Source organism: Salmonella sp. NW645 (assembly GCF_051703725.1).
Lineage (GTDB): Bacteria > Pseudomonadota > Gammaproteobacteria > Enterobacterales > Enterobacteriaceae > Salmonella > Salmonella enterica.
The window spans coordinates 68869-95846 of sequence record NZ_JAMMKR010000008.1 but is presented as its reverse complement, the minus strand read 5'-3'; the positions used below and the strand labels follow the sequence as shown (position 1 = coordinate 95846).

24 protein-coding genes and 3 pseudogenes are annotated in these 26978 nt (G+C 52.6%); 15 read left to right on the top strand and 12 right to left on the bottom strand.

Features of this window, described 5'->3' with window-relative positions; translation table 11 throughout:
- Positions 1-15: 15 nt before the first annotated feature.
- A complete protein-coding gene (xseA, locus tag NA389_RS17490; protein ID WP_000953183.1) occupies positions 16-1365 on the bottom strand; it encodes an exodeoxyribonuclease VII large subunit in 1350 nt (449 codons plus the stop codon).
- A 160-nt stretch (positions 1366-1525) separates the two neighbouring features.
- Between xseA and guaB the strand changes: the two genes are divergently transcribed.
- From guaB to NA389_RS17475, 3 genes and pseudogenes are all read left to right on the top strand, one after another.
- Positions 1526-2992 carry an IMP dehydrogenase gene (gene guaB, locus NA389_RS17485; protein WP_000944174.1) on the top strand — a complete coding sequence of 489 codons (1467 nt, stop codon included), beginning with the start codon at positions 1526-1528 and terminating at the stop codon, positions 2990-2992.
- 68 nt (positions 2993-3060) lie between these two features.
- On the top strand, positions 3061-4638 hold the full coding sequence (gene guaA, locus NA389_RS17480) for a glutamine-hydrolyzing GMP synthase (protein ID WP_000138293.1): 1578 nt from the start codon (positions 3061-3063) through the stop codon (positions 4636-4638).
- A gap of 135 nt (positions 4639-4773) precedes the next feature.
- Positions 4774-5100: pseudogene (locus NA389_RS17475) on the top strand (DDE-type integrase/transposase/recombinase); the annotation flags it as partial.
- 78 nt (positions 5101-5178) lie between these two features.
- Here NA389_RS17475 and NA389_RS17470 read toward each other — a convergent pair.
- A complete protein-coding gene (locus tag NA389_RS17470; protein WP_077905968.1) occupies positions 5179-5508 on the bottom strand; it encodes a DUF1493 family protein in 330 nt (109 codons plus the stop codon).
- Positions 5493-5714 (bottom strand): annotated as a pseudogene (locus tag NA389_RS17465) (STM2901 family protein); the annotation flags it as partial. The pseudogene NA389_RS17465 and the gene NA389_RS17470, both read right to left, overlap by 16 nt.
- A gap of 19 nt (positions 5715-5733) precedes the next feature.
- On the opposite strand from NA389_RS17465, the gene NA389_RS17460 reads away from it, so the two are divergent.
- Together NA389_RS17460 and NA389_RS17455 are read left to right on the top strand one after the other, a co-directional pair.
- Positions 5734-6051, top strand: coding sequence for a hypothetical protein (locus NA389_RS17460; RefSeq protein WP_001667075.1), 318 nt, complete (start codon positions 5734-5736; stop codon positions 6049-6051).
- Positions 5982-6125: pseudogene (locus NA389_RS17455) on the top strand (hypothetical protein); the annotation flags it as partial. The gene NA389_RS17460 and the pseudogene NA389_RS17455, both read left to right, overlap by 70 nt.
- A 78-nt stretch (positions 6126-6203) precedes the next feature.
- On the opposite strand, the gene NA389_RS17450 reads toward NA389_RS17455, so the two are convergent.
- A complete protein-coding gene (locus NA389_RS17450) occupies positions 6204-6395 on the bottom strand; it encodes a YfgG family protein (RefSeq protein WP_000075924.1) in 192 nt (63 codons plus the stop codon).
- A 178-nt stretch (positions 6396-6573) separates the two neighbouring features.
- Here NA389_RS17450 and NA389_RS17445 point away from each other — a divergent pair, with 178 nt between their 5' ends.
- Positions 6574-6711: a hypothetical protein gene (locus tag NA389_RS17445; RefSeq protein ID WP_031603429.1), complete on the top strand. Its 138-nt coding sequence runs from the start codon at positions 6574-6576 to the stop codon at positions 6709-6711.
- A gap of 96 nt (positions 6712-6807) precedes the next feature.
- The gene (locus NA389_RS17440) at positions 6808-9021 is read left to right on the top strand and encodes a bifunctional diguanylate cyclase/phosphodiesterase (RefSeq protein ID WP_000773651.1); all 2214 of its coding nucleotides are present in this window, start codon (positions 6808-6810) and stop codon (positions 9019-9021) included.
- Between the two features lie 35 nt (positions 9022-9056).
- Here NA389_RS17440 and ppx read toward each other — a convergent pair whose 3' ends face one another.
- The 4 genes from ppx to purM form a co-directional block, all read right to left on the bottom strand.
- On the bottom strand, positions 9057-10598 hold the full coding sequence (ppx, locus tag NA389_RS17435; RefSeq protein ID WP_001123333.1) for an exopolyphosphatase: 1542 nt from the start codon (positions 10596-10598) through the stop codon (positions 9057-9059).
- A 4-nt stretch (positions 10599-10602) separates the two neighbouring features.
- On the bottom strand, positions 10603-12669 hold the full coding sequence (gene ppk1, locus NA389_RS17430) for a polyphosphate kinase 1 (protein WP_000529555.1): 2067 nt from the start codon (positions 12667-12669) through the stop codon (positions 10603-10605).
- Positions 12670-12857: 188 nt separating this feature from the next.
- Entirely contained in the window at positions 12858-13496 is a 639-nt protein-coding gene (gene purN, locus NA389_RS17425; RefSeq protein WP_001028588.1) for a phosphoribosylglycinamide formyltransferase, read from the bottom strand.
- On the bottom strand, positions 13496-14533 hold the full coding sequence (gene purM / locus NA389_RS17420; protein ID WP_001656828.1) for a phosphoribosylformylglycinamidine cyclo-ligase: 1038 nt from the start codon (positions 14531-14533) through the stop codon (positions 13496-13498). Before purM ends, purN begins: the two co-directional genes overlap by 1 nt.
- 413 nt (positions 14534-14946) lie before the next feature.
- Here purM and upp point away from each other — a divergent pair, with 413 nt between their 5' ends.
- The 3 genes from upp to NA389_RS17405 all read left to right on the top strand — a co-directional run bounded on the left by upp (position 14947) and on the right by NA389_RS17405 (position 17746).
- Positions 14947-15573: a uracil phosphoribosyltransferase gene (gene upp / locus NA389_RS17415; protein ID WP_000706208.1), complete on the top strand. Its 627-nt coding sequence runs from the start codon at positions 14947-14949 to the stop codon at positions 15571-15573.
- 87 nt (positions 15574-15660) lie between these two features.
- Positions 15661-16950, top strand: a complete 1290-nt coding sequence (gene uraA, locus NA389_RS17410) for a uracil permease (RefSeq protein ID WP_000198346.1) — start codon at positions 15661-15663, stop codon at positions 16948-16950.
- Between the two features lie 94 nt (positions 16951-17044).
- Positions 17045-17746 (top strand): DnaA inactivator Hda, encoded by a 702-nt coding sequence (locus NA389_RS17405; RefSeq protein ID WP_061835882.1) that lies wholly within the window; start codon positions 17045-17047, stop codon positions 17744-17746.
- A 26-nt stretch (positions 17747-17772) separates the two neighbouring features.
- Here the strand turns inward: NA389_RS17405 and arsC are convergent, their stop codons facing one another.
- Both arsC and bepA read right to left on the bottom strand, forming a co-directional pair.
- Positions 17773-18132 (bottom strand): arsenate reductase (glutaredoxin), encoded by a 360-nt coding sequence (gene arsC, locus NA389_RS17400; protein WP_000132650.1) that lies wholly within the window; start codon positions 18130-18132, stop codon positions 17773-17775.
- Between the two features lie 39 nt (positions 18133-18171).
- Positions 18172-19635, bottom strand: coding sequence for a beta-barrel assembly-enhancing protease (gene bepA, locus NA389_RS17395; RefSeq protein WP_000489631.1), 1464 nt, complete (start codon positions 19633-19635; stop codon positions 18172-18174).
- A gap of 207 nt (positions 19636-19842) precedes the next feature.
- Between bepA and NA389_RS17390 the strand changes: the two genes are divergently transcribed.
- The 4 genes from NA389_RS17390 (at position 19843) to NA389_RS17375 (ending at position 24855) form a co-directional block, all read left to right on the top strand.
- Positions 19843-20910: an AI-2E family transporter gene (locus NA389_RS17390; protein ID WP_000892056.1), complete on the top strand. Its 1068-nt coding sequence runs from the start codon at positions 19843-19845 to the stop codon at positions 20908-20910.
- 276 nt (positions 20911-21186) lie between these two features.
- Positions 21187-22374, top strand: coding sequence for a sugar diacid recognition domain-containing protein (locus NA389_RS17385; RefSeq protein ID WP_001533732.1), 1188 nt, complete (start codon positions 21187-21189; stop codon positions 22372-22374).
- 67 nt (positions 22375-22441) lie between these two features.
- Positions 22442-23710 carry a GntP family permease gene (locus NA389_RS17380; RefSeq protein ID WP_000200855.1) on the top strand — a complete coding sequence of 423 codons (1269 nt, stop codon included), beginning with the start codon at positions 22442-22444 and terminating at the stop codon, positions 23708-23710.
- A 5-nt stretch (positions 23711-23715) separates the two neighbouring features.
- A complete protein-coding gene (locus NA389_RS17375; RefSeq protein ID WP_000706382.1) occupies positions 23716-24855 on the top strand; it encodes a glycerate kinase in 1140 nt (379 codons plus the stop codon).
- Between the two features lie 45 nt (positions 24856-24900).
- Here the strand turns inward: NA389_RS17375 and bcp are convergent, their stop codons facing one another.
- On the bottom strand, positions 24901-25371 hold the full coding sequence (bcp, locus tag NA389_RS17370; protein WP_001068686.1) for a thioredoxin-dependent thiol peroxidase: 471 nt from the start codon (positions 25369-25371) through the stop codon (positions 24901-24903).
- Positions 25371-25943: a glycine cleavage system transcriptional repressor gene (locus NA389_RS17365; RefSeq protein ID WP_000189061.1), complete on the bottom strand. Its 573-nt coding sequence runs from the start codon at positions 25941-25943 to the stop codon at positions 25371-25373. Before NA389_RS17365 ends, bcp begins: the two co-directional genes overlap by 1 nt.
- A 145-nt stretch (positions 25944-26088) precedes the next feature.
- On the opposite strand from NA389_RS17365, the gene dapA reads away from it, so the two are divergent.
- A complete protein-coding gene (dapA, locus tag NA389_RS17360) occupies positions 26089-26967 on the top strand; it encodes a 4-hydroxy-tetrahydrodipicolinate synthase (RefSeq protein ID WP_000494020.1) in 879 nt (292 codons plus the stop codon).
- The last annotated feature ends 11 nt before the right edge of the window (positions 26968-26978 follow it).

Below are 26978 nucleotides of genomic sequence, written 5' to 3'. Positions count from 1 at the left end.
TAGGGGAGTGTTGGATTACGTGCCCGGCGTGACGGATTTGACTTCACTTTCAAGCCAGCCGTCCTCCAGTCTCGTGGTCATGATATCGCCTGCTTTGACCTGTTTGATCTTTTTCAGCACCTTGCCGTCCGTTGTCGTCGAAACCGTATAGCCGCGCGCCAGCGTGGCTAACGGGCTGACCGCCTCCAGATGCGTGACCGCGTTGCCAAAGCGTTCGCGCTGTTCGCTTAACCGTGAGCGGATATTCTCCGTCAGACGATATTCCAGCTGTTGGATGCGCGACTGCGCGCGGTGAATTCGCGGCTGCGGATTTTGCTGGCTCAGGCGTTGACTTACGCGCTGTTGGCGCTGAGTGGCCTGCTTAATCCTGGCCTCAAGCGCAAACCCCATCCGTTGGCGTAGACGTTCCAGCGCGGTTTGCTGGCGGGCCAGACGCAGTTGCGGATGTTGCTGTTGCAGACGGTGAAAAATCTGCGTGAAACGACGGCTGCGGTTGGCGAGGTAGTAGTCCATCGCCATGCCCAGACGCTGCTGGGCGGATTGAATCTGGCGCAACAACTCCTGCTGGTTACGGCTGACAATTTCTGCCGCTGCTGATGGCGTCGGCGCGCGCAGGTCGGCGACAAAATCAGCTATCGTGACGTCCGTTTCGTGACCGACGGCGCTGACCACCGGAATGCGGCTGGCAAAAATCGCCCGCGCCACGCGCTCGTCGTTAAAACTCCACAAATCTTCCAGTGAGCCGCCGCCGCGCCCGACAATTAACACATCACACTCGCCCCGCGTGTTCGCCAGTTCGATAGCACGAACGATCTGCCCCGGCGCGTCATCGCCCTGGACCGCAGTCGGGTAGATAATAACGGGCAGGGATGGGTCACGACGCTTTAGCACGTGGAGAATATCGTGCAACGCTGCGCCGGTTTTCGAGGTGATCACCCCCACGCAGTGGGCCGGGGAGGGTAACGGTTGTTTATGCTGCTGATCGAACAACCCTTCGGCCTGGAGTTTGGCTTTTAGCTGCTCATATTTCTGCTGCAACAAGCCTTCGCCCGCCGGCTGCATACTTTCGGCGATGATTTGATAATCGCCGCGCGGCTCGTACAGCGTAATATTGGCGCGTACCAGCACCTGCTGCCCGTGCTGCGGGCGGAACGTCACCCGGCGATTGCTGTTACGGAACATCGCACAGCGCACCTGAGCGGTATCGTCTTTGAGCGTAAAGTACCAGTGGCCCGACGCAGGCTGCGTGAAATTAGAAAGCTCGCCGCTGATCCATACCTGTCCCATCTCCTGTTCTAACAGCAGACGAACCGTCTGGTTAAGGCGGCTTACGGTAAAAATTGAGGAGGTTTGAGAGGATAACATGTGAGCGGGATCAAATTCTAAATCAGCAGGTTATTCAATCGATAGTAACCTGCTCACGGGGGATCGCAAGCACTATTTGCAAAAAAATGTAGATGCAACCGATTACGTTCTGTATAATGCCGCGGCAATATTTATTAACCTCCCAGGTGAGATATTGCCCATGCTACGTATCGCTAAAGAAGCCCTGACGTTTGACGACGTCCTCCTTGTTCCCGCTCACTCCACCGTTTTGCCGAATACTGCCGATCTCAGCACGCAGTTGACGAAAACTATTCGTCTGAATATTCCTATGCTTTCTGCGGCGATGGACACCGTGACGGAAGCGCGCCTGGCAATTGCCCTGGCTCAGGAAGGCGGCATTGGTTTTATCCACAAAAACATGTCCATCGAGCGCCAGGCGGAAGAAGTTCGCCGCGTGAAGAAACACGAGTCCGGCGTAGTGACCGACCCGCAGACCGTCCTGCCAACCACCACGTTGCATGAAGTGAAAGCCCTGACCGAGCGTAACGGTTTTGCGGGCTATCCGGTGGTGACTGAAGATAACGAGCTGGTGGGTATCATCACCGGTCGTGACGTGCGTTTTGTGACTGACCTGAACCAGCCGGTGAGTGTCTACATGACGCCGAAAGAGCGTCTGGTGACTGTTCGTGAAGGCGAAGCCCGCGAAGTCGTGCTGGCAAAAATGCACGAAAAACGCGTAGAAAAAGCGCTGGTCGTTGATGATAACTTCCATCTGCTTGGCATGATTACCGTAAAAGATTTCCAGAAAGCGGAACGTAAACCAAACTCCTGTAAAGATGAGCAGGGCCGTTTACGTGTCGGTGCGGCGGTCGGCGCAGGCGCGGGCAACGAAGAGCGCGTTGACGCGCTGGTGGCGGCAGGCGTTGACGTACTGCTGATCGACTCTTCTCACGGTCACTCTGAAGGTGTGTTGCAACGTATCCGTGAAACGCGCGCTAAATATCCTGACCTGCAAATCATCGGCGGCAACGTTGCGACGGGCGCAGGCGCTCGCGCGCTGGCGGAAGCCGGTTGCAGCGCGGTGAAAGTCGGTATCGGTCCTGGCTCCATCTGTACCACTCGTATCGTGACTGGTGTGGGCGTTCCGCAGATCACCGCTGTTTCCGACGCAGTTGAAGCGCTGGAAGGCACCGGAATTCCGGTTATCGCTGACGGCGGTATCCGCTTCTCCGGCGACATTGCCAAAGCCATCGCCGCAGGTGCAAGCGCGGTAATGGTGGGCTCTATGCTGGCCGGTACCGAAGAATCCCCGGGCGAAATCGAACTCTACCAGGGCCGTTCGTACAAATCTTACCGCGGCATGGGCTCGCTGGGCGCGATGTCCAAAGGCTCTTCTGATCGTTACTTCCAGAGCGATAACGCTGCCGACAAACTGGTGCCGGAAGGTATCGAAGGCCGCGTAGCCTATAAAGGTCGCCTGAAAGAGATCATTCACCAGCAGATGGGCGGCCTGCGCTCCTGTATGGGACTGACCGGTTGTGCTACCATCGACGAACTGCGTACTAAAGCGGAGTTTGTGCGTATCAGCGGTGCGGGTATCCAGGAAAGCCACGTTCACGACGTGACCATCACCAAAGAGTCCCCGAACTACCGTCTGGGCTCCTGATTCTCTTCGCCCGACTTCATGTCGGGCGATTTATTTAATCTGTTTCACTTGCCTCGGAATAAGCGTCAATGACGGAAAACATTCATAAGCATCGCATCCTCATTCTGGACTTCGGTTCTCAGTACACTCAACTGGTTGCACGCCGCGTGCGTGAGCTGGGTGTTTACTGCGAACTGTGGGCGTGGGATGTGACAGAAGCACAAATTCGTGACTTCAACCCAAGCGGCATTATTCTTTCCGGCGGCCCGGAAAGCACCACCGAAGAAAACAGCCCGCGCGCGCCGCAGTATGTCTTTGAAGCAGGCGTGCCGGTATTTGGCGTCTGCTACGGGATGCAGACTATGGCGATGCAGCTTGGTGGTCATGTAGAAGGTTCTAATGAGCGTGAATTTGGTTACGCGCAGGTCGAAGTATTGACCGACAGCGCGCTGGTTCGCGGTATTGAAGATTCCCTGACCGCCGACGGCAAACCGCTGCTGGACGTGTGGATGAGCCACGGCGATAAAGTGACGGCGATTCCGTCCGACTTCGTGACCGTCGCCAGCACCGAAAGCTGCCCGTTCGCCATTATGGCCAACGAAGAAAAACGCTTCTACGGCGTACAGTTCCACCCGGAAGTGACCCATACCCGCCAGGGTATGCGTATGCTGGAGCGTTTTGTACGCGATATCTGCCAGTGTGAAGCCCTGTGGACGCCGGCGAAGATCATCGACGACGCCGTGGCGCGCATTCGCGAGCAGGTGGGCGACGACAAAGTAATCCTCGGTCTCTCCGGCGGCGTGGATTCCTCCGTAACCGCAATGCTGCTGCACCGCGCGATCGGTAAAAATCTGACCTGTGTTTTCGTCGACAACGGCCTGTTACGCCTCAACGAAGCCGAGCAGGTGATGGACATGTTTGGCGACCATTTTGGTCTGAACATTGTTCACGTACCGGCAGAAGACCGCTTCCTGTCCGCGTTGGCTGGTGAGAACGATCCGGAAGCCAAGCGTAAGATCATCGGTCGCGTTTTTGTGGAAGTGTTCGACGAAGAAGCGCTCAAACTGGAAGACGTGAAATGGCTGGCGCAGGGCACCATCTACCCTGACGTTATCGAATCTGCGGCGTCTGCAACCGGTAAAGCGCACGTCATCAAATCTCACCACAATGTCGGCGGCCTGCCGAAAGAGATGAAGATGGGGCTGGTTGAACCGCTGAAAGAGCTGTTCAAAGACGAAGTGCGTAAGATTGGTCTGGAGCTGGGCCTGCCGTACGATATGCTGTATCGCCATCCGTTCCCGGGGCCGGGCCTCGGCGTGCGCGTACTGGGTGAAGTGAAGAAAGAGTACTGCGACCTGCTGCGCCGTGCGGACGCTATCTTCATTGAAGAACTGCGCAAAGCGGATCTGTACGACAAAGTTAGTCAGGCGTTCACCGTCTTCCTGCCGGTCCGTTCCGTAGGCGTCATGGGCGATGGTCGTAAGTACGATTGGGTGGTCTCTCTGCGTGCCGTCGAAACCATCGACTTTATGACCGCGCACTGGGCACATCTGCCGTATGACTTCCTGGGTCGTGTTTCCAACCGCATTATCAATGAAGTCAACGGGATTTCCCGTGTGGTGTATGACATTAGCGGTAAACCACCGGCTACCATTGAGTGGGAATAAGCCGATAACCCTTCCTGTGTTTTCATGAACAGGTAAAAGGAAATTTAACCCTCTGTTTTTGCAGAGGGTTTTTATTTATGTGCATAGATGCATTTTTTGTGTAGCGCACAGCTCCTGACGGCAAATTTGACGTAATTACGAACCCACGAAGGTTGGCTGTATCTTGCCGTGGTCGTTGATTTGTTCTCGCGCAAAGTTATCGGTTGGTCAATGCAACCACGAATGACAAAAGATATTGTCCTGAATGCGCTTCTGATGGCTGTGTGGCGACGTCATCCCCAAAAACAGGTGCTGGTTCAGTCTGATCAGGGTAGTCAGTACACCCGCTATGAATGGCAGTCGTTCCTGAAATCGCACGGACTGGAGGGCAGTATGAGCCGTCGTGGCAACTGTCATGACAATGCGGTTGCAGAAAGCTTTTTCCAGCTACTGAAGCGTGAGCGGATAAAGAAAAAGATCTACCAACGACTCAGAAGTGTCCAGATTATCCGTGGCGATTCAGCCCAAATAAGAGGTATTTAAAATATAATAACTTATTCTTCAACTATATAACCAACGTCCAGCTTTAGCACTTTCAACGAGCATACCAACTGTTAGTGGCTTACGCGGATCAGGCTCTTTACTTCCAAAATACTCTGGATTCAGATAGTTGAGTATGTCAAATCCTTCTGAATCTACATTCCAACGTTTGAAGTACTCTTGTAGAAATTCTTCACTATCTTCAAAAACGAGTTTAAGATCATCCCTAATACTGGTATCAAGCGTGATGGTTCGCTTTGACCCACAGAGAAAGTACTTTTTAGTGTTATATTCCTGATCGATAAAATCGATAATTTCTTTCTCAATATCTCTCATTAGAAGTACGTCCACTGAATGCGATCTTTAGGAACCGCCACACGATTAAATGTATCTTTAATATCACGCTGGATATCATAAATCGTAGTGAATGTCATAACCCAACCGAGCCAGGGTACATTACGACCAACGAAACGACCTAAATTATTCGTTGAGCTTAGCTGTAATGAGTTGATGGTTTTGTCTGTCAACGTCGGTAATCTGATCCCACGTGGCTCTTTACAAAACAAATTCTGACGTATGGGACTGGTCACCTTATTCTCCTCCCACGATGGTTATCTTCCTGATTTCGCATTGGCTCTGGCGGATAGGGCGGAACCGCAGGTGACCTTTGAGTATATGTTTACGGTAAAGCACTGCATCGACACAATAGCGGGTTTCCTGAAGCGCGTTGAGGTTGAGCGGCATCCGGCTATCGTAGAGATACTCACACAGTTTGAGAGTACCGTACGCCAGTGCCCGCTGGGATGCCAGATTTGCCCTGAACTTGTGCCAGCTACCGGGAGTTTAACCACGCTGAAGGCTATCGGATTTTGTATTCGGTCGAGGGAATCTTAGTAACCGCGCATGTGATCTTATCACCCAGGCAGGATATCCCGCGGTTGCTCTTTAAGCGTCTGATCATGGCCTGAACCCATTGAGTGGGATTGTCTTTTTGCGTCAACGCTAAAGCTTCTTTTTCTTGCGCGGGCTTTTTAACGGATAACAGCTTAACGTTGTCCCGGCGTGGTGACAGAAAGCGATGATTGTTGCGCTTCTTTTTTATCCTGATGGTGCTGCCAGGCGCCGATAGAAGAGTAGACGAAACGTCCAAAGAAGAAGAGAAAACTGATAAGCAGTACGATACGGGTCATGCGAGTGTTAAATCGATGTCGTTTTCGCATACTGTTGGCCTGACTCACAAAGGGTTCCTTAACGTTGGCCCAGCGGTATGGGCGGGATCAGGCTGGGTTCTTCAAGGGTATTATCAAGGCGAAGAACGTAACAAGCCTGCGTTCACTCTACATTAAGGCATACTGCGAACCGATGGTCAATTCCTCTTAATGTAAAATTGCGTCAGTTGATTTATCTTATATTGTTATGGAAGATAATTTTAGTATTTACATTAATAATAAATTAATGATAACAAAGAATAAAAAGACGAATAAAGGCGGCAGGAGAAAGGTAATAATTGACTTAAATCAAATGTTACTTTTGTTTAATAATTACAATCGATGACTATCGTGTGATGTATATCGCATCATCAATTTAAAGTCAGGTGGGATGCCTGTCTGTTAACGCCCCTTTGGGATTGGGGGGTTCTGCTGAGCATCTATGAAACTAAATAAAACTTATATAAATATCAGAGATAAATGGTGGGGACTACCGCTCATTCTCCCTTCGATTTTACTACCTGTTTTAAGTAGCGCAAATACTTATGCGCTTACCAGCACTGGAAATGTGGTTCTTTTTTACCTGCCGTTAGCTTTTATGCTTAGCCTGATGCTCTTTTTCGGCTGGGCAGCACTGCCGGGCATTGTGCTTGCTATCTTCTGGCGCAGATACCCGCAGACAGGTCTGTATGAAACCCTTTCTGTGACGATGCACTTTATCATTACTATCGTGCTAAGTTGGGGCGGCTATCGTGTCTTTTCCCCCCGGCGAAATAATGTTTCCCACGGCGACGCCCACCTGTTGTTTCAACGAATGTTCTGGCAGGTATTTTGTTCAGCAACATTATTTCTGGTCATCTACCAGTTTGCCGCTTTTGTTGGCATGTACGAAAGTAAAGCCAGCCTGATGGGGGTAATGCCCTTTAATATCAACACGCTGATTAATTACCAGGCGTTACTGGTCGGTAACCTTATAGGCGTGCCATTGTGCTATTTTATTATTCGTACTCTCCGCAATCCCCTGCACCTGCGCGGGTATTATCAGCAATTAAAGCTACAGATTGATAGCAAGGCCACTAAAAAAGAGATCGTTATTTGGCTGGCCGTATTGACTACACTAATGTTTATACTGTGTATGCCATTGACTGATAATAGTTCAATATTTAGTACCAACTATACGCTTTCGTTATTATTGCCGGTCATGCTGTGGGGCGCGATGCGCTATGGCTATAAGTTTATTTCAATTATCTGGGCCGTCGTGCTAATTACGTCAATTCATTATTATCAGCGTTATATGCCCTGGTATTCAGGTTATGATACGCAATTAGCGATTACCTCTTCGAGCTATCTGGTTTTTTCTTTTATTGTTAATTATATGTCTGTGCTGGCCACGCGCCAGCGCGTAGTGAGTGGTCGCGCACGGCGGCTGGCCTATCTTGACCCGGTTGTACATCTTCCCAATTTACGTGCGTTAAACCGCGCGCTCCAAAATGCGCCCTGGTCTACGATCTGTTTTTTACACGTGCCGGGTCTGGAGCTATTGGGTAAAAATTATGGCGTCATGCTACGCATCCAGTATAAGCAAAAGCTCTCTCACTGGATTACGCCGATGCTGGCCTCAAATGAGTGCGTCTACCAGATGTCAGGGCACGACCTGGTGCTGCGTCTTAATACAGAGGCGCATCAGCAGCGTATTGAAGCGCTGGATAAACATATTAAGCAGTTTCGGTTTATCTGGGACGGACTGCCGCTACAGCCGCCTGTCGGCGTGAGCTACTGCTGCGTGCGTTCTCCGGTTAGCCACCTTTATCTGCTGTTGGGCGAATTAAGCACTAGTTCCGATCTTTCGTTGACGACTAACGCGCCGGAGGATTTACAGCGGCGCGGCGCAATGCACCTGCAGCGCGATTTGAAGGGCAGAATTGCGATGATGAATCGCCTGCAACAGGCGTTGGAGCACGATCATTTTTTCCTGATGGCGCAGCCTATTTTCGGTGTACGTGGGGACGTTTACCATGAAATTTTACTGCGACTCAGGGATGACAACGGCGACGTTATCAACCCGGACAATTTTTTACCCGTGGCGCATGAGTTTGGTTTGTCTTCCGCTATCGATCTCTGGGTGATTGAAAACACGCTGCGGTTTATGGCGGCCAGCCGGGAATATATGCCCGCGCATCGTTTTGCCATTAATCTGTCGCCAACATCGGTATGTCGCGCCCGTTTTCCTGCAGAAGTTAAGCAGTTGCTTAAACAATATCAGGTTGAACCCTGGCAACTGGTTTTTGAGGTAACGGAAAGCAACTCTCTCACCAATGCTGAGCAGGCGCAGTTGACGCTGGGACAGCTACAGCAGTTTGGCTGTCAGATAGCGATTGATGATTTCGGTACAGGCTACGCCAGCTATGCGCGGCTGAAAAACGTTAACGCCGATATTCTTAAAATTGACGGCAGTTTTATTCGCAATATAGTGTCAAACAGTCTCGATTATCAGATCGTGGCTTCTATTTGTCATTTAGCGCGAATGAAAAAAATGCAGGTCGTCGCGGAGTATGTCGAGAGCGAAGAAATACGAAGCGTCGTGCTGTCGTTGGGGATCGACTATCTTCAGGGATATTTAATTGGCGAGCCGCAGCTATTATCTGAGATTCAGTAAAGGCAGACGCCGCAGCGCGGCGTCTGATCCACAATTTACGCGGCGATCTCCGGCGAGCTTTCTTCCTCAATATTGAGACGCCAGCCAGTTACCGCTTCCCAGTACTGCTGTTCTTTTTCCAGATCAAGCAGTACCAGCGCATTCTGGCTGAACCAGTCATGCGGAAAACATAACGTCCAGTGGCTGTCATCGGTCGTTAGCCGCAGCGTCGGCGGCGTGGTGGTCGCCTGCCGCTGGTTGTTCAGTAATACGCCCAGCCGAAGTAGCTGAATTAACGGCAGATACTGTTTTTTCTTAAACAGCGTAAAGCGGGGCATATCATCCAGTTTTATGGCTTTACGATGATAACGCACCAGCGTCGCCATCATCATTTGCTGCTCCTGATTAAAGCCGGGCAAATCGCTGTGTTGCAGAATATAAGCCGAATGGCGATGTAAACCGCTGTGATTAATATTCAGTCCAACCTCATGCAGCATTGCCGCCCAGCGGAGCAACGCTTCAAGCTGCGGATGCGCCAGTTTTGGCTGCTGGGTTTGCCACTGCTCGTACATTTGCATGGTGGTTTCCAGCACGCGCCTGGCCTGTTCTCTGTCAATGTTGTATTGATTGGCCAGACTTTTTGCGGTACGGCTGCGAACATCCTGATGGCGGAAGCGGCCTTCCATTTCATACAGCACGCCTTCGCGCAATGCGCCGTCGGAAAGGCGAAGCTCGCGGATAGCCAGAGCATCAAAAACGCCGCACAGAATCGCCAGGCCCGGCACAAAGACCGCTTTTCGTTCTTCAGACAGACCCGGCAGGCTGAGCGCATTAAAGGAGCGGTGCTTCAACACTTCTGACTTCAGTTTATCGAGGCGCTCCGGCGTAATGAAGCCATCTTTCTCACCCAGCGCCAGGAGAACTTCATGAGCGGCCTTAATCGTACCGGAAGCGCCCATCGCCACGTTCCAACCCTGAATACGATACTGCCAGGTTAAGGTTTCCAGTTTTTGCGCTGCCGCCATTCGGGCGCGCTGGAAGTTTTCTTTATTGATAACGCCGCCGGGAAAGTAGAGCTGCGCGAAGCTCACGCAGCCCATACGACGGCTTTCAACCAGCCTGGGTTCGAAGTTTTCGCCAATGACCAGCTCTGTTGACCCGCCGCCGATATCGATCACCAGCTTGCGGCCTTTTTCCGGCTGCGTATGTTCTACGCCCATAAAAATCAGGCGCGCTTCTTCGTTACCGGAAATAATCTCTATCGGGTAGGGAATAACCTTTTCCGCGCGTTTGAGAAAATCAGCGGCATTTTGCGCCTGACGTAACGTATGGGTGCCTACGATACAGACGCTGGAAGGGGAGAAACCTTGTAAGCGTTCAGCAAACAACGACAGACAGCTAAGCCCTCGTTCCATGGCTTCTTCGCTGAGTTTGTTATCCGCGCCCAGCCCGTCCGCCAGATGGACGCGCTGTTTTAAGCGCCCGATAATCTGCATTGCGCCGTCAACCACGCGGGCAATGACCATATGAAAGCTGTTTGAGCCGAGATCGACCGCAGCGAACTCCTGCGGGCGAGGGGATTTATCGTAAATTGGCATAGCGTTAGTCTGGTTGCTCGAGTGATTTGATGTAGTCATAAATTGCCAGCTGCGCCTGGACTTTACGGCGATTGCCGCGCGGCACGTAGCGGTTGCTGAGTTCTTTATCGATAAAACGCGCTTTTACCGTGTCGCTAAACAGAATGTCAATGATATCCAGGACGCGTTGTTTAAGCCGCGGGTCGAGGATAGGCGTAGCGACTTCGATACGGTAGTCAATATTACGCGTCATCCAGTCAGCTGAAGAGAGCCAAACTTGCTTATCACCGCCGTTTTCGAAAATATAAACCCGATCGTGCTCCAGATAGCGATCCACAATGCTAATCGCACGAATATTATCGCTAATGCCTTCCAGTTGCGGAATAAGAGAACACATACCGCGCACCAGCAGATTGACCTGGACGCCCGAACCCGACGCGGCGTATAGCCTGTCGACCAACCCTTTATCGACCAGGTTGTTAAGCTTTAACGTAATCCCTGACGGTAAGCCTTGCTGGGCATTGGCGATTTCACGATCGATCATCTCATACAGCAGACGCCGTGAGTTTTGTGGAGAAACCATCAAATAATCGAAAGTGACCGGGCGATAGGGGTTTTCAATAAAATTAAAGACCCGGCGCACTTCATTGGTAATGCGCGCATCGGCGGTCAGCAGCGAATAATCGGTATACAGCCGCGCTGTTTTTTCGTTGAAGTTACCGGTGCCGATATGCGCATAACGCACCACGTCATCGCCCTCTTTTCGTGAGATGAGGAAGAGTTTGGCGTGAATTTTCAGCCCGGGCGCAGAGAAAATAACATGGACGCCCGCTTCGGTTAACCGCTTGGCCCAGTGAATATTCGCCTCTTCATCGAAGCGCGCCTGCAACTCCACCACCACGGTGACTTTTTTGCCGTTATGGGCGGCATGGATCATCGAGTCAATAATGCGCGAGTCTTTCGCTACGCGATAAATATTGATTTTGATCGCCAGCACGCTTGGGTCAAACGACGCCTGGCGTAGCAGTTCCAGTACATGCTCGAAGGTATGGTACGGATAATAGAGCAGCACATCACGTTCACGAATCGCGTCAAAACCGTTACGAAACTTCTCTTTATCAAACCAAAGATGGCGTAACCGCGGTAACGGTTTATTGACCAGGTTGGCTTTACCGACATTCGGAAAATTAATAAAGTCTTTAAAATTATGGTAGCGCCCGCCGGGTACGATTGAGTCATACCGGGAGATCGTCAGTTTTTCCCGCAGCACGTCGACCAGCGCGGCGGGCATATCGCGTTGATAGACAAAGCGCACAGGTTCAGCGGTCAGGCGCTGCTTCAGGCTGGAAGACATCAGCTCCATCAGACTGGATTCCATCTCATGCACCAGGTCATATTCGGCATCGCGGGTCATTTTCATCGAATAGGCATTAAGCGCGTCATAGTCGAAGAACCCTTTAAAAATGTCATCCAGGCAGTAGCGCAGAATATTATCCAGAAGGATCATCGGCTTGCGTCTGCGCGGTGTCTCCGGCGGCAGATTAACGAAGCGTGGGACTTTGTCGGACGGTATCTCCAGCAGCGCATAGTTGATGGTATCGCCGCGGATAATCTCCACCGCCAGATAGGTGTAATCATCTTTTAAAAACTGAACAAGATCCGTCTCCCGGTTAATGAGAATCGGGGTAATATGCTGGCGCAAATAGTGCTTAAAATAGTGGCGCAACCAGCTTTGTTGGTTCACCGAGAGCTGACGCTCGTTGATCAGAAAGATTTGATTACGCGCCATTTCCAGCAGTAATTCGTTGTACAGGCCGTCGAACTCCTGGTCTGCTTTCAACACGCGGGACTGAATTTTGCCTAACAAATGGCGTGAATGAGAATTTGAACCCTGTTCTTCGCTGATAATAATGCGTCGTTTCAATTCAGCGAAACGCACTTTGTAGAACTCGTCGAGGTTATTAGAATAGATTCCCAGGAACCGCATCCGCTCAATCAACGGGTTGGATTTATCCGCTGCTTCCTGTAACACGCGTTCGTTAAATGCTAACCAGCTCAGTTCTTTCTCGATATATAGCTTTTCCTGACCCATTACTACCTATACTCCGTTTTATTCACGGGACACTGCCTGATGATTATGGCGAGCATTACGCGTTAATGTCCAACTGCGCCAGAAAAATATGACAATAAACTGATAGCATAAAGGAAGGGAAAAGAGTAGGCCGGATAGGCATTTATGCCGCCATCCGGCAAGCAGACGCAGTCCTGTCCGATGACGTATTATTCGTCAGACGCATAACCTTGCGGCGGCAGACGACGCCCGTCCAGCCAGGCGGCGTTATCGCGCATCTTTAGACGCCCCTGCGCAAACCAGCCAATCACCAGCGGATAAATCGCATGTTCCTGAGTTTGTACGCGTGCGGTGATATCATCTTCGCTGTCGTCGGCAAAAACCGGCACCTTCGCCTGGAGAATGACCGGGCCGCCGTCGAGTTCGTCTGTCACGAAATGCACCGAGGTACCGTGCTCCTCATCGCCGTTTTCCAGCGCCTGGCGATGGGTATGCAACCCCGGATATTTTGGCAGCAGGGAAGGGTGAATGTTCAGCAGACGCCCGTAGTAATGCGCGACAAACATCGGACTCAGAATACGCATAAAACCGGCCAGCACGACCACATCGGGCGCATACGCGTCTATCTTGCGAATCAACTCGCGATCGAAGGCGTCGCGGCTGTCAAACCGATCGGCAGTCAGCGCTTGCGCCGGAATGCCTGCTTCTCTGGCGCGTTCAAGGCCGAACGCGTCGGCCTTATTGCTGAATACTGCCCTGAGGGTGCCTTTAATTTTCTTCGCTTCGCAGGCATCGATAATCGCCTGTAAATTGCTTCCATTGCCGGAAATCAGCACCACAATATTCATTATTCAATAACCACACGCTGTTCGGAATCAGAGGCTTTGATGATACCGATTTTCCATGCGTTTTCACCTTTCTCGTTTAGCAGAGCAAGCGCTTTGTCCGCTTCCGGAGCGGAGAGCGCAATCACCATGCCGACGCCGCAGTTAAAGGTACGGTACATTTCATGTCGGCTGACATTACCGGCGGTTTGCAGCCAGGTAAAGATAGCGGGCCACTGCCAGGACGACTCATTAATTACCGCCTGGGTATTCTCCGGCAGAACGCGCGGAATATTCTCCCAAAAGCCGCCGCCGGTGAGGTGGGCGATAGCGTGTACATCGACGTTTTCAATCAGTTCCAGAACCGATTTTACGTAGATACGGGTCGGTTCAAGCAGATGATCGGCCAGCGGCTTCCCTTCCAGCAAAGTGGTTTGTGGGTCGCAGCCGCTAACGTTAATAATTTTCCGCACCAGCGAATATCCATTCGAGTGCGGGCCGCTGGAGCCGAGCGCGATCAGCACGTCGCCTTCGGCAACCCGGGAGCCGTCGATGATTTCTGATTTTTCGACTACGCCGACGCAGAAACCCGCCACATCGTAATCTTCGCCGTGATACATGCCCGGCATTTCCGCCGTCTCGCCGCCAACCAGCGCGCAGCCGGATTGCAGGCAGCCTTCGGCAATACCGTTGATCACGCTGGCGGCGGTATCGACATCCAGTTTACCCGTGGCATAGTAATCGAGGAAAAACAGCGGTTCCGCGCCCTGAACGACCAGATCGTTTACGCACATCGCCACCAGATCAATACCGATAGCGTCGTGACGCTTTAAGTCCATCGCCAGGCGAAGTTTGGTGCCTACGCCGTCAGTGCCGGAAACCAGTACCGGTTCACGATATTTTTGCGGCAACGCGCACAGCGCACCGAAACCGCCCAGACCGCCCATAACCTCCGGGCGGCGAGTTTTCTTCACTACGCCTTTGATTCGATCAACCAGAGCGTTACCCGCATCAATATCGACGCCGGCATCTTTATAGCTAAGAGAGGTCTTATCGGTCACTGCCTGGTTCCCCACGTTTTTTCTTGCGGTAAAAGTTAAATTCGGCGCAATTCTAACAGGGAAAGCAAACGTTTGCGAGCGTGGTCTGCGCCCTGGATATCCGGGCGATTTTTTTGGCATGGTTTCGGTCGCTGCTTGAAAATTTCTCTGTTGGTAAAAAAGAAAAGGATATCCAGCACTTGGTTTACGACAGGTGGTCTGGACAGGCCATTCATCCTTAAAATTGCTAAGATTCAAACGGTTGTTAGCCTTTATCGCCTGTTTCAACGTGAGTGATTTATACTCACTTTTCCGCTATCTGCGCTTTTGGTTGATCCAGGTCAAGCATACATTGTGTTGCGCCAGAGAGGAAAAGCGGTATAATCCGGCGATTTTTTTTGTGGTTGCCAGTCATCTGAGGATAGGAGAAGAGTATGAAGATCGTGGAAGTCAAACACCCACTCGTCAAACACAAGCTGGGTCTGATGCGTGAAAACGACATTAGCACTAAACGCTTTCGTGAACTCGCCTCAGAAGTAGGCAGCCTGCTGACGTATGAAGCGACAGCCGACCTGGAAACGGAAAAAGTCACCATCGAAGGCTGGAATGGCCCGGTGGAAATCGACCAGATCAAAGGTAAAAAAATTACCGTTGTGCCGATTCTGCGGGCGGGTCTGGGCATGATGGAAGGCGTTCTGGAAAATGTACCGAGCGCGCGTATCAGCGTAGTCGGGATGTACCGTAACGAAGAGACGCTTGAGCCAGTACCTTATTTCCAGAAACTGGTATCGAACATTGATGAGCGCATGGCGCTGATCGTCGACCCGATGCTGGCGACTGGCGGTTCTGTCATCGCGACCATCGACCTGCTGAAAAAAGCAGGCTGTAGCAGCATTAAGGTGCTGGTGCTGGTCGCCGCGCCGGAAGGCATTGCGGCGCTGGAAAAAGCGCACCCGGACGTTGAACTGTACACCGCCTCTATCGATCAGGGGCTTAACGAGCACGGATACATTATTCCGGGGCTTGGCGATGCCGGCGATAAGATTTTTGGTACCAAGTAAGTGAATAAATAATTAAAAGCCGACTTTAAGAGTCGGCTTTTTTTTGAATAAAACAACTCATAACAAACACACTTAGAGGAAAACACTATGACGCGCCGTGCTATCGGGGTGAGTGAAAGACCGCCGCTTTTACAGACAATCCCGCTTAGTTTACAGCACCTTTTCGCCATGTTTGGCGCGACCGTGCTGGTGCCAGTTCTGTTTCATATCAACCCCGCGACGGTGCTGTTGTTTAACGGTATCGGAACGCTGCTGTATCTCTTTATCTGCAAAGGTAAAATTCCGGCCTACCTCGGATCGAGCTTTGCCTTTATTTCCCCGGTACTACTGCTGTTGCCGCTGGGTTATGAAGTGGCACTGGGCGGTTTTATTATGTGCGGCGTGTTGTTCTGTCTGGTTTCTTTCATCGTTAAAAAAGCGGGCACCGGCTGGCTGGATGTGATGTTCCCGCCTGCGGCAATGGGCGCAATCGTTGCCGTCATCGGTCTGGAGCTGGCTGGCGTCGCGGCGGGGATGGCCGGATTGCTGCCTGCGCAAGGGCAGTCGCCGGACACGAAAACAATTATCATCTCCATGGTCACGCTGGCGGTGACGGTGTTCGGCTCCGTACTGTTTCGCGGTTTCCTGGCGATCATTCCGATTTTGATCGGCGTGCTGGCAGGCTATGCGCTGTCATTCGCGCTGGGAGTGGTCGATACCACGCCCATTGCCCAGGCACACTGGTTTGCGCTGCCGACCTTCTATACGCCGCGTTTTGAATGGTTCGCGATCCTGACGATTCTGCCCGCGGCGTTGGTCGTGATCGCCGAGCATGTCGGTCATCTGGTGGTGACGGCGAATATCGTCAAAAAAGATCTGGTGCGCGATCCCGGTTTGCACCGCTCGATGTTCGCTAACGGACTGTCGACGATCGTCTCCGGTTTCTTCGGCTCCACGCCGAATACCACCTATGGGGAAAATATTGGCGTCATGGCGATCACCCGCGTTTACAGTACCTGGGTTATCGGCGGCGCGGCGATTTTCGCCATTCTGCTTTCCTGCGTCGGCAAACTGGCGGCGGCGATTCAGATTATCCCGTTACCCGTGATGGGCGGCGTCTCGCTGCTGTTGTACGGCGTCATCGGCGCGTCGGGGATTCGCGTATTGATCGAATCAAAAGTCGACTACAACAAAGCGCAAAACCTGATCCTCACCTCGGTGATTTTGATCATCGGCGTGAGCGGCGCGAAAGTGCATATCGGCGCGGCAGAATTGAAAGGGATGGCTCTGGCGACCATCGTCGGGATTGGCCTGAGCCTGATTTTTAAACTGATTAGCCTGTTGCGTCCGGAAGAAGTGGTACTGGAGGCAAATGATGCGGAGTCTCCGCATCAGTAACGGGTTGCCGGGCAGCGATGCTGCCCGGTTCTATCTCAAGGGAATTATGTGGTAAACTCAGCGCGATTTTATGTCATCCTGGGTTGAGGTATCTCTGAACACACCGGCACAGCTCTCTTTGCCACTTTATCTTCCTGACGACGAAACTTTCGCAAGTTTCTGGCCGGGGGATAACGCCTCTCTACTGGCCGCGTTACAAAACGTGTTGCGCCAGGAACATAGTGGATATATCTACCTTTGGGCGCGTGAAGGCGCGGGCCGCAGCCATTTGCTGCACGCCGCCTGCGCTGAACTGTCGCAGCGTGGAGATGCGGTAGGCTACGTCCCGCTCGATAAACGCACCTGGTTCGTGCCGGAAGTGCTCGACGGTATGGAACACCTCTCGCTGGTGTGTATTGATAACATTGAGTGTGTTGCTGGCGATGAACTGTGGGAGATGGCGATCTTTGATCTCTATAACCGCATTCTGGAGTCCGGTAAGACGCGGTTATTGATCACCGGCGATCGTCCGCCAAGACAGTTAAATCTGGGCTTGCCCGATCTCGCTTCCCGTCTGGACTGGGGGCAAATCTATAAACTCCAGCCTCTTTCCGATGAAGACAAACTTCAGGCGCTACAGTTGCGCGCCCGGTTACGGGGGTTTGAACTGCCGGAAGATGTCGGGCGGTTTTTACTCAAACGTCTTGATCGCGAAATGCGCACGCTGTTTATGACGCTGGATCAGCTCGATCATGCGTCGATCACTGCCCAGCGAAAACTGACGATCCCGTTTGTCAAAGAGATCCTGAAACTGTAATACGCCGCGACGGCGGCGTTCAACGGTTAACCGAGGATGTCCAGCACCTGCTCAGGCGGTCGGCCAATGCGCGCCTGACCATTTGCCACCACAATGGGGCGCTCCATCAGTTTAGGGTGTTCAACCAGCGCCTGGATTAACGCCTCTTCACTCAGCTGGCTATCCGCCAGATGAAGCGTTTTATAGAGATCTTCTTTTTGGCGCATCAGTTCGCGCGCGCTGGACATGCCCAACATACGCAGCAGTTCTCGCACGGTGGCGGCGTCAGCGGGCGTATCCAGATAAAGCACCACTTCCGGTTCCACGCCGTTAGATTTCAGCAGGTTCAGCGTGTCGCGGCTCTTCGAACAGCGCGGGTTATGGTAGATTTTAATCGTGTCGGTCATGAGTTCTCCTTGTGACGCCATCCGGCTAATAAACGGCGATTACATTTTCGTGTATGGCTTGAAGCGTTCCTGTAACTGGCGCAACTGGTCGATACGCGCATCGTAACGCGCCTGTTGCTGGCTACCCAGTTTTGCCTGGGCGCTGGCGCTACTGAGCAGTGAAATTGCCTGATCCAGTCGTCCCGCCAGCGCATAACTTTCAGCGCGCGCCGCCAGCTCCTGATCGCGGTTGTTCAGCGCGGCTTCGGCCTGAGCAAGCAGATCCCAGCCGTTACCGTCATCTTTATGGCTAAAGGTGTAGCGATTCAGAATGGTTTCCGCCGCTTTGGGCTGGCCTCCCTGGAGGTACGCATTGGCGAGGTTTAACTGCAGCACAGGATTAACGCGCAGATCGCGGGCATTTTTCAGGCGATTAATCGCGTCGTTGGCTCTTTTCTGCCCCAGGTCAATATCGGTGGCGAGGTCAAGATACCAGGCATTGTTCGGTTCCGCGCTTAACAGCGGCTGCAACGTTTTGCGCGCTTCATCGTATTTGCTCGCTTCCATCGCCTGCAACGCCCGGCCATATTGCGCCGCATGTTGCTGACGCACGTTGCCTTTAGACCACTGATCCAGCAGGTCGCTGGTAAGCTGGTTACGTCCGGAATTGTACATTCCCAGGGCGCGCGCTTTGGCGAGATAAAAGTCGGCGGAAGATTGCACCACGACCGGGCGCATCTGGTTGGCACGGTTGCGGGCATCCGCAAGGCGGCTTTCCGGTAAGGGGTGAGTGAGCAAAATTTCAGGCGGACGCGTGGAGTAACGCGCCTGGTCGAGCAGTTTTTCGAGGAAAGAGGGCATCGCCTGTGGGTCAAATCCGGCGCGTTGCAGTACCTGAATACCAATACGGTCGGCTTCTTGCTCATTTTGCTGGGTGAAACTTATCATTCCCTGGCGCGTTCCCGCCAGAGTACCGGTTAGCGCCGCCATACCGGCCTGTGGGCTGGCCATGGCCAGCAAAATGGAACCCAGCGCGCCCACCCAGGTAAGCGGCGCGCTGCGCTTTTGATCTTCCATCGCGCGCGCCAGATGGCGCTGCGTCACGTGGGAGATTTCATGCGCCATGACTGAAGCTAGCTGGCTTTCGTTATCCGCGTAGCGAAAAAGTGCCGAGTGCAGCACCACATTGCCGCCAAAGAACGCGAACGCGTTGATTTCGTCATTATTGATCAAGAAAAAATGGAAGGGCGTTTTGACGGAGTCGGCGTGCGAGACCAGACGCATACCCAGCGCGTTAATGTATTGCACCAGCAGCGGATCGTTGATTAACGGCGCGCTGCCGCGTAGCTGGCGCACATAAAAGTCGCCCATTTGCATCTCTTGTCCGATAGAAAGCGTGCTTCCTGCCGAGGTTCCCATATCGGGCAGCGTGTCGGCAGGGTCGGCAAATGCGGGCGCGACCTGACCGAGAGCCAATGCTGCAATGAGGGTTGCCACCAGGTTTTTTTTCAACTGCCTGAACATAACCTCTATCCTGTTGTTTTGAGATAGCCCTTTGACCAACGTCGTGAAATATCGTTCCACGCTCCGACACTTCATAAGTGTAACTGTGATGAGCACAGACTCACTATTTTAGTTTCCTGAATCAACGATAAAAAGCGAAGTCTTTTTTGTGACATTTCGATACAATTCGGCATCACAATCCCGCAGTTGAGTTCTGGGAAGGGTTTTATGCTCGAAATGTTAATGCAATGGTATCGCCGTCGCTTCAGCGACCCGGAGGCGATTGCCTTGCTGGTTATTCTGGTGGCTGGTTTTAGCATCCTCTTTTTCTTTAGCGGCCTGTTAGCGCCGCTGCTGGTCGCTATCGTACTGGCCTACCTGCTGGAGTGGCCGACGGCGCGCCTGCAGGCGATTGGCTGTTCCCGGCGCTGGGCAGCCTCCATTGTCCTTATCCTCTTTGTCGGCATTCTGTTATTAATGGCGTTTGTGGTGATGCCGATTGCCTGGCAGCAGGGTATTTACCTGATTCGTGATATGCCCGGTATGCTGAATAAACTGTCCGATTTTGCCGCGACCTTGCCGCGACGCTATCCGGCGCTGATGGATGCGGGCATTATTGATGCGATGGCGGAAAACATGCGTACCCGGATGCTTAACATGGGCGATTCGGTGGTGAAGTATTCGCTGGCTTCGTTAGTCGGGCTACTGACGCTGGCGGTATATCTGGTGCTGGTGCCGCTGATGGTCTTTTTCCTGGTAAAAGATAAAGAGCAGATGCTAAATGCCGTGCGCCGCGTGCTGCCGCGTAATCGCGGGCTGGCGGGGCAGGTGTGGAATGAGATGAATCAGCAGATCACCAACTATATCCGCGGAAAAGTGCTGGAGATGGTGGTGGTGGGCGTAGCGACCTGGCTGGGCTTTTTGCTGTTTGGCCTCAATTATTCGCTACTGCTGGCGGTACTGGTGGGCTTTTCGGTCCTGATCCCCTATATCGGCGCCTTTGTGGTGACAATTCCGGTGGTGGGCGTCGCGCTGTTTCAGTTTGGCCTGGGGACGGAATTCTGGAGCTGTTTTGCCGTTTATCTGATTATTCAGGCGCTGGATGGCAATTTGCTGGTACCGGTACTTTTCTCCGAAGCGGTGAATTTGCATCCGCTGGTGATTATTCTGTCAGTGGTGATTTTCGGCGGTCTGTGGGGTTTCTGGGGAGTGTTTTTCGCCATTCCATTGGCGACGCTGATTAAAGCCGTTGTCCATGCCTGGCCGGATGGTCAGGTGACAGATGCCTCATCCTGAGCGGCCTGTACAAAAGTTGTAAAGCGTGAACGACATCATAGTGCCCTGCCGCCATTTTGCGCACGCCTGATGAGGGACAAGCGCTTAGAAAGCCGCTCTTTTTTTTAATGCCGCACCGTGTTGCGGCATTTTTATTGTCGGAACCTACAAAATTCTCGCTGTAAAGCCGCCAAAATTTGGTGACTTAGCCTAAGCATTCTTCTGAGAAATTCGTTAATAAGTGACATCATTGATGCGAGATTGTTTTTTTAATGTGAAGCGATAACGAAACAGGGAATGAGTGTGTTGAGAAAACATTACTTGAAAGGGTATACCGCGCGGCAAATTGTACAGCGAGCCATGAAAATTATTCCTTACTCGGTAAACGTCATGGATGAACATGGCGTCATTATCGCGTCTGGCGAACCTTCGCGGCTTCGCCAGCGTCACGAAGGGGCCATTCTGGCGCTGAAGGAAAACCGTATTGTAGAAATTGATTCCGCTACCGCCAATCAGCTAAAAGGCGTGCGATCCGGCATTAATCTTCCCATCTCTTTTCATGAACAGCTTATCGGCGTGGTCGGCATTACCGGCGAGCCGGAGGAGGTTCGCGCGTATGCCGAGCTGGTTAAAATGGCGGCGGAGCTGGTGATCGAGCATATGGTGCTGATCGAACAGCGACAGTGGGATAAACGCTATCGCGAAGAGCTGATCAACCAATTGATTTTGCGAGAAAATTCAACAGAGTCGTTGCGCTCCATGGCGGCCTATCTGGGTATTGATCTGGCGGTTCCCAGAGTGGTGCTGATTATTGAACTTTCCCAGCCGGATCGCGAAGCGTTGCGCAATGTAATGGATTATTTCGAGAATCACGCGCGCAACCATTTGGTGACGTTTACCGAATTTAATGAATTAATCATTATTAAGCCTATCACGTTAAAAGAGGGAAAGTGGAATACCCGCCAGGAAATGGGCGAATTGCAGATTTTTAAATCATGGGCTGCATCATCGGGCTTTAGCCGTATTTTGGTTGGGGGTTATTTTGCCGGCGAGACGGGATTGCACCGATCTTTGCTCACTGCGAGAGCCACGCAGGCGATGGCGAAAAGACAAAAGCTGCGCAGCCAGTACATTTTTTATCATGACCACGCGCTTCCCGCGCTGCTAAGCGGGCTGTCTGAAAGTTGGCAAGTGCAGGAGTTATCGCGTCTGTGGCTGCAACTGGCGCAACATGACGCGAAAGGCGTATTGCAACAGACGCTGCGAACCTGGTTTGAACATAATTGTGACCTGACGCAAACGGCCAAAGCATTGCATATTCATGTGAATACATTGCGCTATCGCTTACAGCGCTGTGAGGATATTACGCACATAAAAATCAACGAGTTAAAAAGTACGCTTTGGCTTTATATCGGTATGGAGCTCCAGGCCGAATCTGTACCGTCCGACAAGTTACCGCTGCCTGGTCGAATCGAAATTTGTTGAAAGCTCCAGCGGATTTTTAGGCGGTTTTTTCCATACTGCGCGCTCCATGTTAAAGGAGGCGCAGTATATGACGTCGATATCCACCCTGGGAGCCATTGCCGCATTGGTTGTGGCCATCGTATTAATTTTAAGAAAAGTGTCGCCAGCCTACGGCATGATGGCGGGCGCGCTGGTCGGCGGTTTGATTGGCGGCGCCGATCTTCTGCAAACCGTGTCGCTGATGGTGTCAGGCGCGCAGGGCATCGTTAATGCCGTATTGCGTATTCTGGCCGCAGGCGTACTGGCGGGCGTATTAATTGAGTCCGGGGCGGCGAATACGATTGCTGAGACGATTGTCCGCAAAGTGGGGGAAACCCGGGCATTATTGGCATTAGCCATTGCCACACTATGTTTGACCGCCGTCGGCGTATTTATTGATGTGGCGGTGATTACCGTCGCGCCGATTGCGCTGTCGATTGCGCGTAATGCTGGCCTGTCAAAAAGCGCTATTCTGCTGGCGATGGTTGGCGGCGGCAAAGCGGGTAACGTGATGTCACCTAACCCGAACGCTATTGCCGCCTCCGATGCGTTTCATGTTCCTCTTACCTCTATTATGCTGGCGGGCGTGGTTCCGGGCATCGTTGGGCTTATTATCGCCTATCTGTTAGCGAAACGGCTGAATAATAAAGGCGCGGGCGTCGCCGATCATGAAGTGACTCACCATGATGACTCCGTCGCCAGACCCGGTTTTTTGGTGGCGATTAGCGCGCCGCTGGTCGCTATTTTCCTGCTTTCTCTCCGTCCGTTTGCCGACATTTCCATTGACCCGTTAATTGCCCTGCCCGTAGGGGGATTGGTCGGTCTGCTGTTGATGGGACGCGCGCGCCACTGTAACCAGTACATGGTCGCTGGTCTGATGCGTATGGCGCCTGTCGCTATTATGTTGCTGGGAACCGGTACGCTGGCCGGCATTATCGCTAATTCCGAACTTAAAGATGTCCTGATTCATGGCCTCACCGCTTCGGGATTGCCGTCCTGGCTGCTGGCGCCCGTGTCTGGCGCCATGATGTCAATGGCGACGGCCTCAACCACGGCGGGAACGGCGGTGGCGTCCGGCGTTTTCTCTCCCACATTACTTGAACTTGGCGTTTCCGCCCTGGCGGGAGCCGCTATGATCCATGCGGGCGCCACGGTGCTGGACCATCTGCCGCACGGCAGCTTTTTCCACGCGACGGGCGGCAGCGTCAATATGCAAATTCATGAACGTTTAAAGCTAATGCCGTATGAAACGCTGGTGGGGTTAGCCATTACCTTTATTTCTACTCTGATGTTCGGTTTCTTTGGTTTTGCAGGATAATCCCTATGAAAATTGTTATTGCTCCTGATTCATTTAAAGAAAGTTTGTCCGCAATGGCGGTCGCTGAGGCGATAGAAAAGGGGTTCCGCGAAATTTATCCTGACGCCGACTACGTTAAAGTGCCCATGGCGGATGGCGGGGAAGGAACCGTACAATCAATGGTGGAGGCCAGCGGCGGGCGTTATGTCGACCAGTGGGTACAAGGCCCGCTTGGGCAACCGGTGACCGCGCGCTGGGGAATGCTGGGCGATAGCGATACCGCCGTGATTGAAATGGCGGCGGCATCCGGGCTGCATCACGTTTCGCCTGAATTGCGCAACCCGCTTAATACCACCAGCTACGGCACCGGCGAGTTAATCGTCGCGGCGCTGGAGCGTGGCGTAAAGCGTATTATTCTGGGAATTGGCGGCAGCGCGACGAATGACGGCGGCGCGGGGATGATGCAGGCGCTTGGCGTTATATTGCGCGATAAACAGGGGCGCTCGCTTTCTCCGGGCGGCGAGGCGCTGGCGGCGCTGGCCTCTATCGATCTGTCCGGTTGTCACCCATTGCTGCGTAAGGTATCGATAACCGTGGCGTGCGATGTCAACAATCCGCTGTGTGGTCCCAAGGGCGCATCGGCCATTTTTGGCCCACAAAAAGGGGCGACAGCGGAAATGGTGAACACCCTGGACGCGGCGCTGGAAAACTGGGGCCGACATATTTATCAGGCTACGGGGCGTGAGGTGATTAATGCTCCCGGCGCGGGCGCGGCAGGTGGAATGGGCGCCGCGCTTTTAGGATTGCTCAATGCGGAATTACGCGCCGGCGTAGAGATTGTCGTGGAAACGCTACAGCTTGAGCAGGCGGTTAAAGATGCCGATCTGGTGATTACCGGAGAAGGGCGGCTGGACAGCCAAAGTATTTGCGGCAAGACGCCGATTGGCGTCGCCAGAGTGGCGAAGCGGTATCATAAACCGGTTATCGCGCTCGCCGGTGGGCTGCAACACGATCATCACGTTGTGTATCAACAGGGTATCGATGCAGCGCTGTCGATTTTGTCGCATATCGTTACGCTGCCGGAAGCCTTACACGAGGCGGAATATAACCTGAGCCTGTCGGCGCGCAATGTGGCGGCGATATGGCGTCTGGCGCGGCAAGCCTGACGACGCATTCCTTTCCAGGCCGCACATCAGCGCGGCCTGAGGCTTTTACGCGTTTTCTTTCAGCCAGTTCAGCACCACATCATGGTGATTGCTGGTTTTAAAATCATTAAAGACGTGTTCAATCTTACCATCAGCGTCAATCAAAAAGCTGATGCGGTGAATGCCGTCATACGTTTTGCCCATAAACGACTTTTCGCCCCAGACGCCGAACTGTTCACACACCTGATGGTTTTCATCGGACAAAAGGGTAAAGTTCAGCAGCTCTTTTTCAGCGAAACGGGAGAGTTTTTCAGGTTTATCGGTGCTGATGCCCAGCACGTCCACGCCTGCTTTTTTGAGCTCGTCCATGTTATCGCGTAAGCCGCAGGCCTGCACGGTACAGCCGGGTGTCATGGCTTTTGGGTAGAAATAAACCAGAACGCGCTGTCCCTGGAAGTCGGTCAAATTTACTTGTTCCCCGTCTTGATCCGGCAAGCTAAATTTCGGTGCGATATCACCGGCTTTCAGTGGATTCATTACTTAACTCCATCCTGTTCATCATGTTGTGAGTAATTGACGACGTTTATACTGCCTTGCGCATTGAGTTCTGTACATAGTGCTTTAAAGGCTTGCTCAATATTTGCGGAATTTTGCGACGCCGGGCTATGTGCGGTGATTTGAATAAATAATTGCGCAGCTTTATCACCTTCAGCCGGCTGTGTGCGGGAGACCAGCTCCGCAATATTCATTTCATGACTATTAAACAGCGCGGTGAATCGCTCAATTAAATGCGGGGAGTCGGCGACCTCAACCTGAACCCATACCGTCGCGGGCATTGCCGGGCGGGGGCGGTCGGACGTCCGTTTCATCACAATCAGCAGATCCAGCTCCGCGCCTTTTAACGGCAATGTCGATTCAATCAAGGTAATCGCGTTCCACGTGCCGGACAACAACATAATAAACGTGAATTCATCGCCCAGCATCGCCAGTCGGCTGTCTTCGATATTACAGCCGCAACTGCTGACATGGCGAGTAATGGTATTCACAATACCGGGCCTGTCGGCGCCCAGCGCAGTGATAACCAAATAGTGTTGTGATGACGGTGTCAAACCAGTTATTCCTTTGAGCGGTGAGGTAATCTTAAGGAAACCATAAAAAAAACCTGCATACAACAATCAGAACGGCTTTGGTCGCTTGCTTTTATTGCCATACCAAACGTACCATTGAGGGACTTGTTTGCACAGAGGATGGCCCATGTTCACGGGAAGTATTGTCGCGCTTGTTACGCCGATGGATGAGAAAGGTAACGTCAGTAGATCTTGCCTGAAAAAACTCATTGATTATCATGTCGCCAACGGTACCTCGGCGATTGTTTCGGTTGGCACCACCGGCGAGTCTGCCACGCTAAGCCATGATGAACATGGCGATGTCGTGATGATGACGCTGGAACTGGCTGACGGACGTATTCCGGTTATCGCCGGCACGGGCGCAAACGCGACCGCGGAAGCGATTAGCCTGACGCAGCGTTTTAACGATAGCGGCATTGTTGGCTGCCTGACGGTAACGCCGTACTACAATCGCCCCACGCAGGAAGGTTTGTTCCAGCATTTCAAAGCCATCGCGGAACACACTGACTTGCCGCAAATTCTGTATAATGTGCCGTCCCGTACCGGTTGCGATATGCTGCCGGAAACCGTGGGTCGTCTGGCGGAAATAAAAAATATTATCGCTATCAAAGAGGCGACAGGGAACTTAACCCGCGTTCACCAGATCAAAGAGCTGGTTTCAGACGATTTTATTCTGCTTAGCGGCGATGACGCGTCTGCGCTGGACTTTATGCAACTGGGTGGTCATGGCGTGATTTCCGTTACGGCTAACGTAGCGGCGCGCGAGATGGCTGACATGTGCAAACTGGCGGCGGAAGGGCAATTTGCCGAGGCGCGCGCTATCAACCAGCGTCTGATGCCGTTACACAACAAACTATTTGTCGAACCCAATCCTATCCCGGTGAAATGGGCATGTAAGGCATTGGGTCTTGTGGCGACCGACACGCTGCGCCTGCCAATGACGCCTATCACGGACCATGGTCGTGACATCGTCAAAGCAGCGCTTCAGCATGCTGGCCTGCTGTAAAGTTTAGGGAG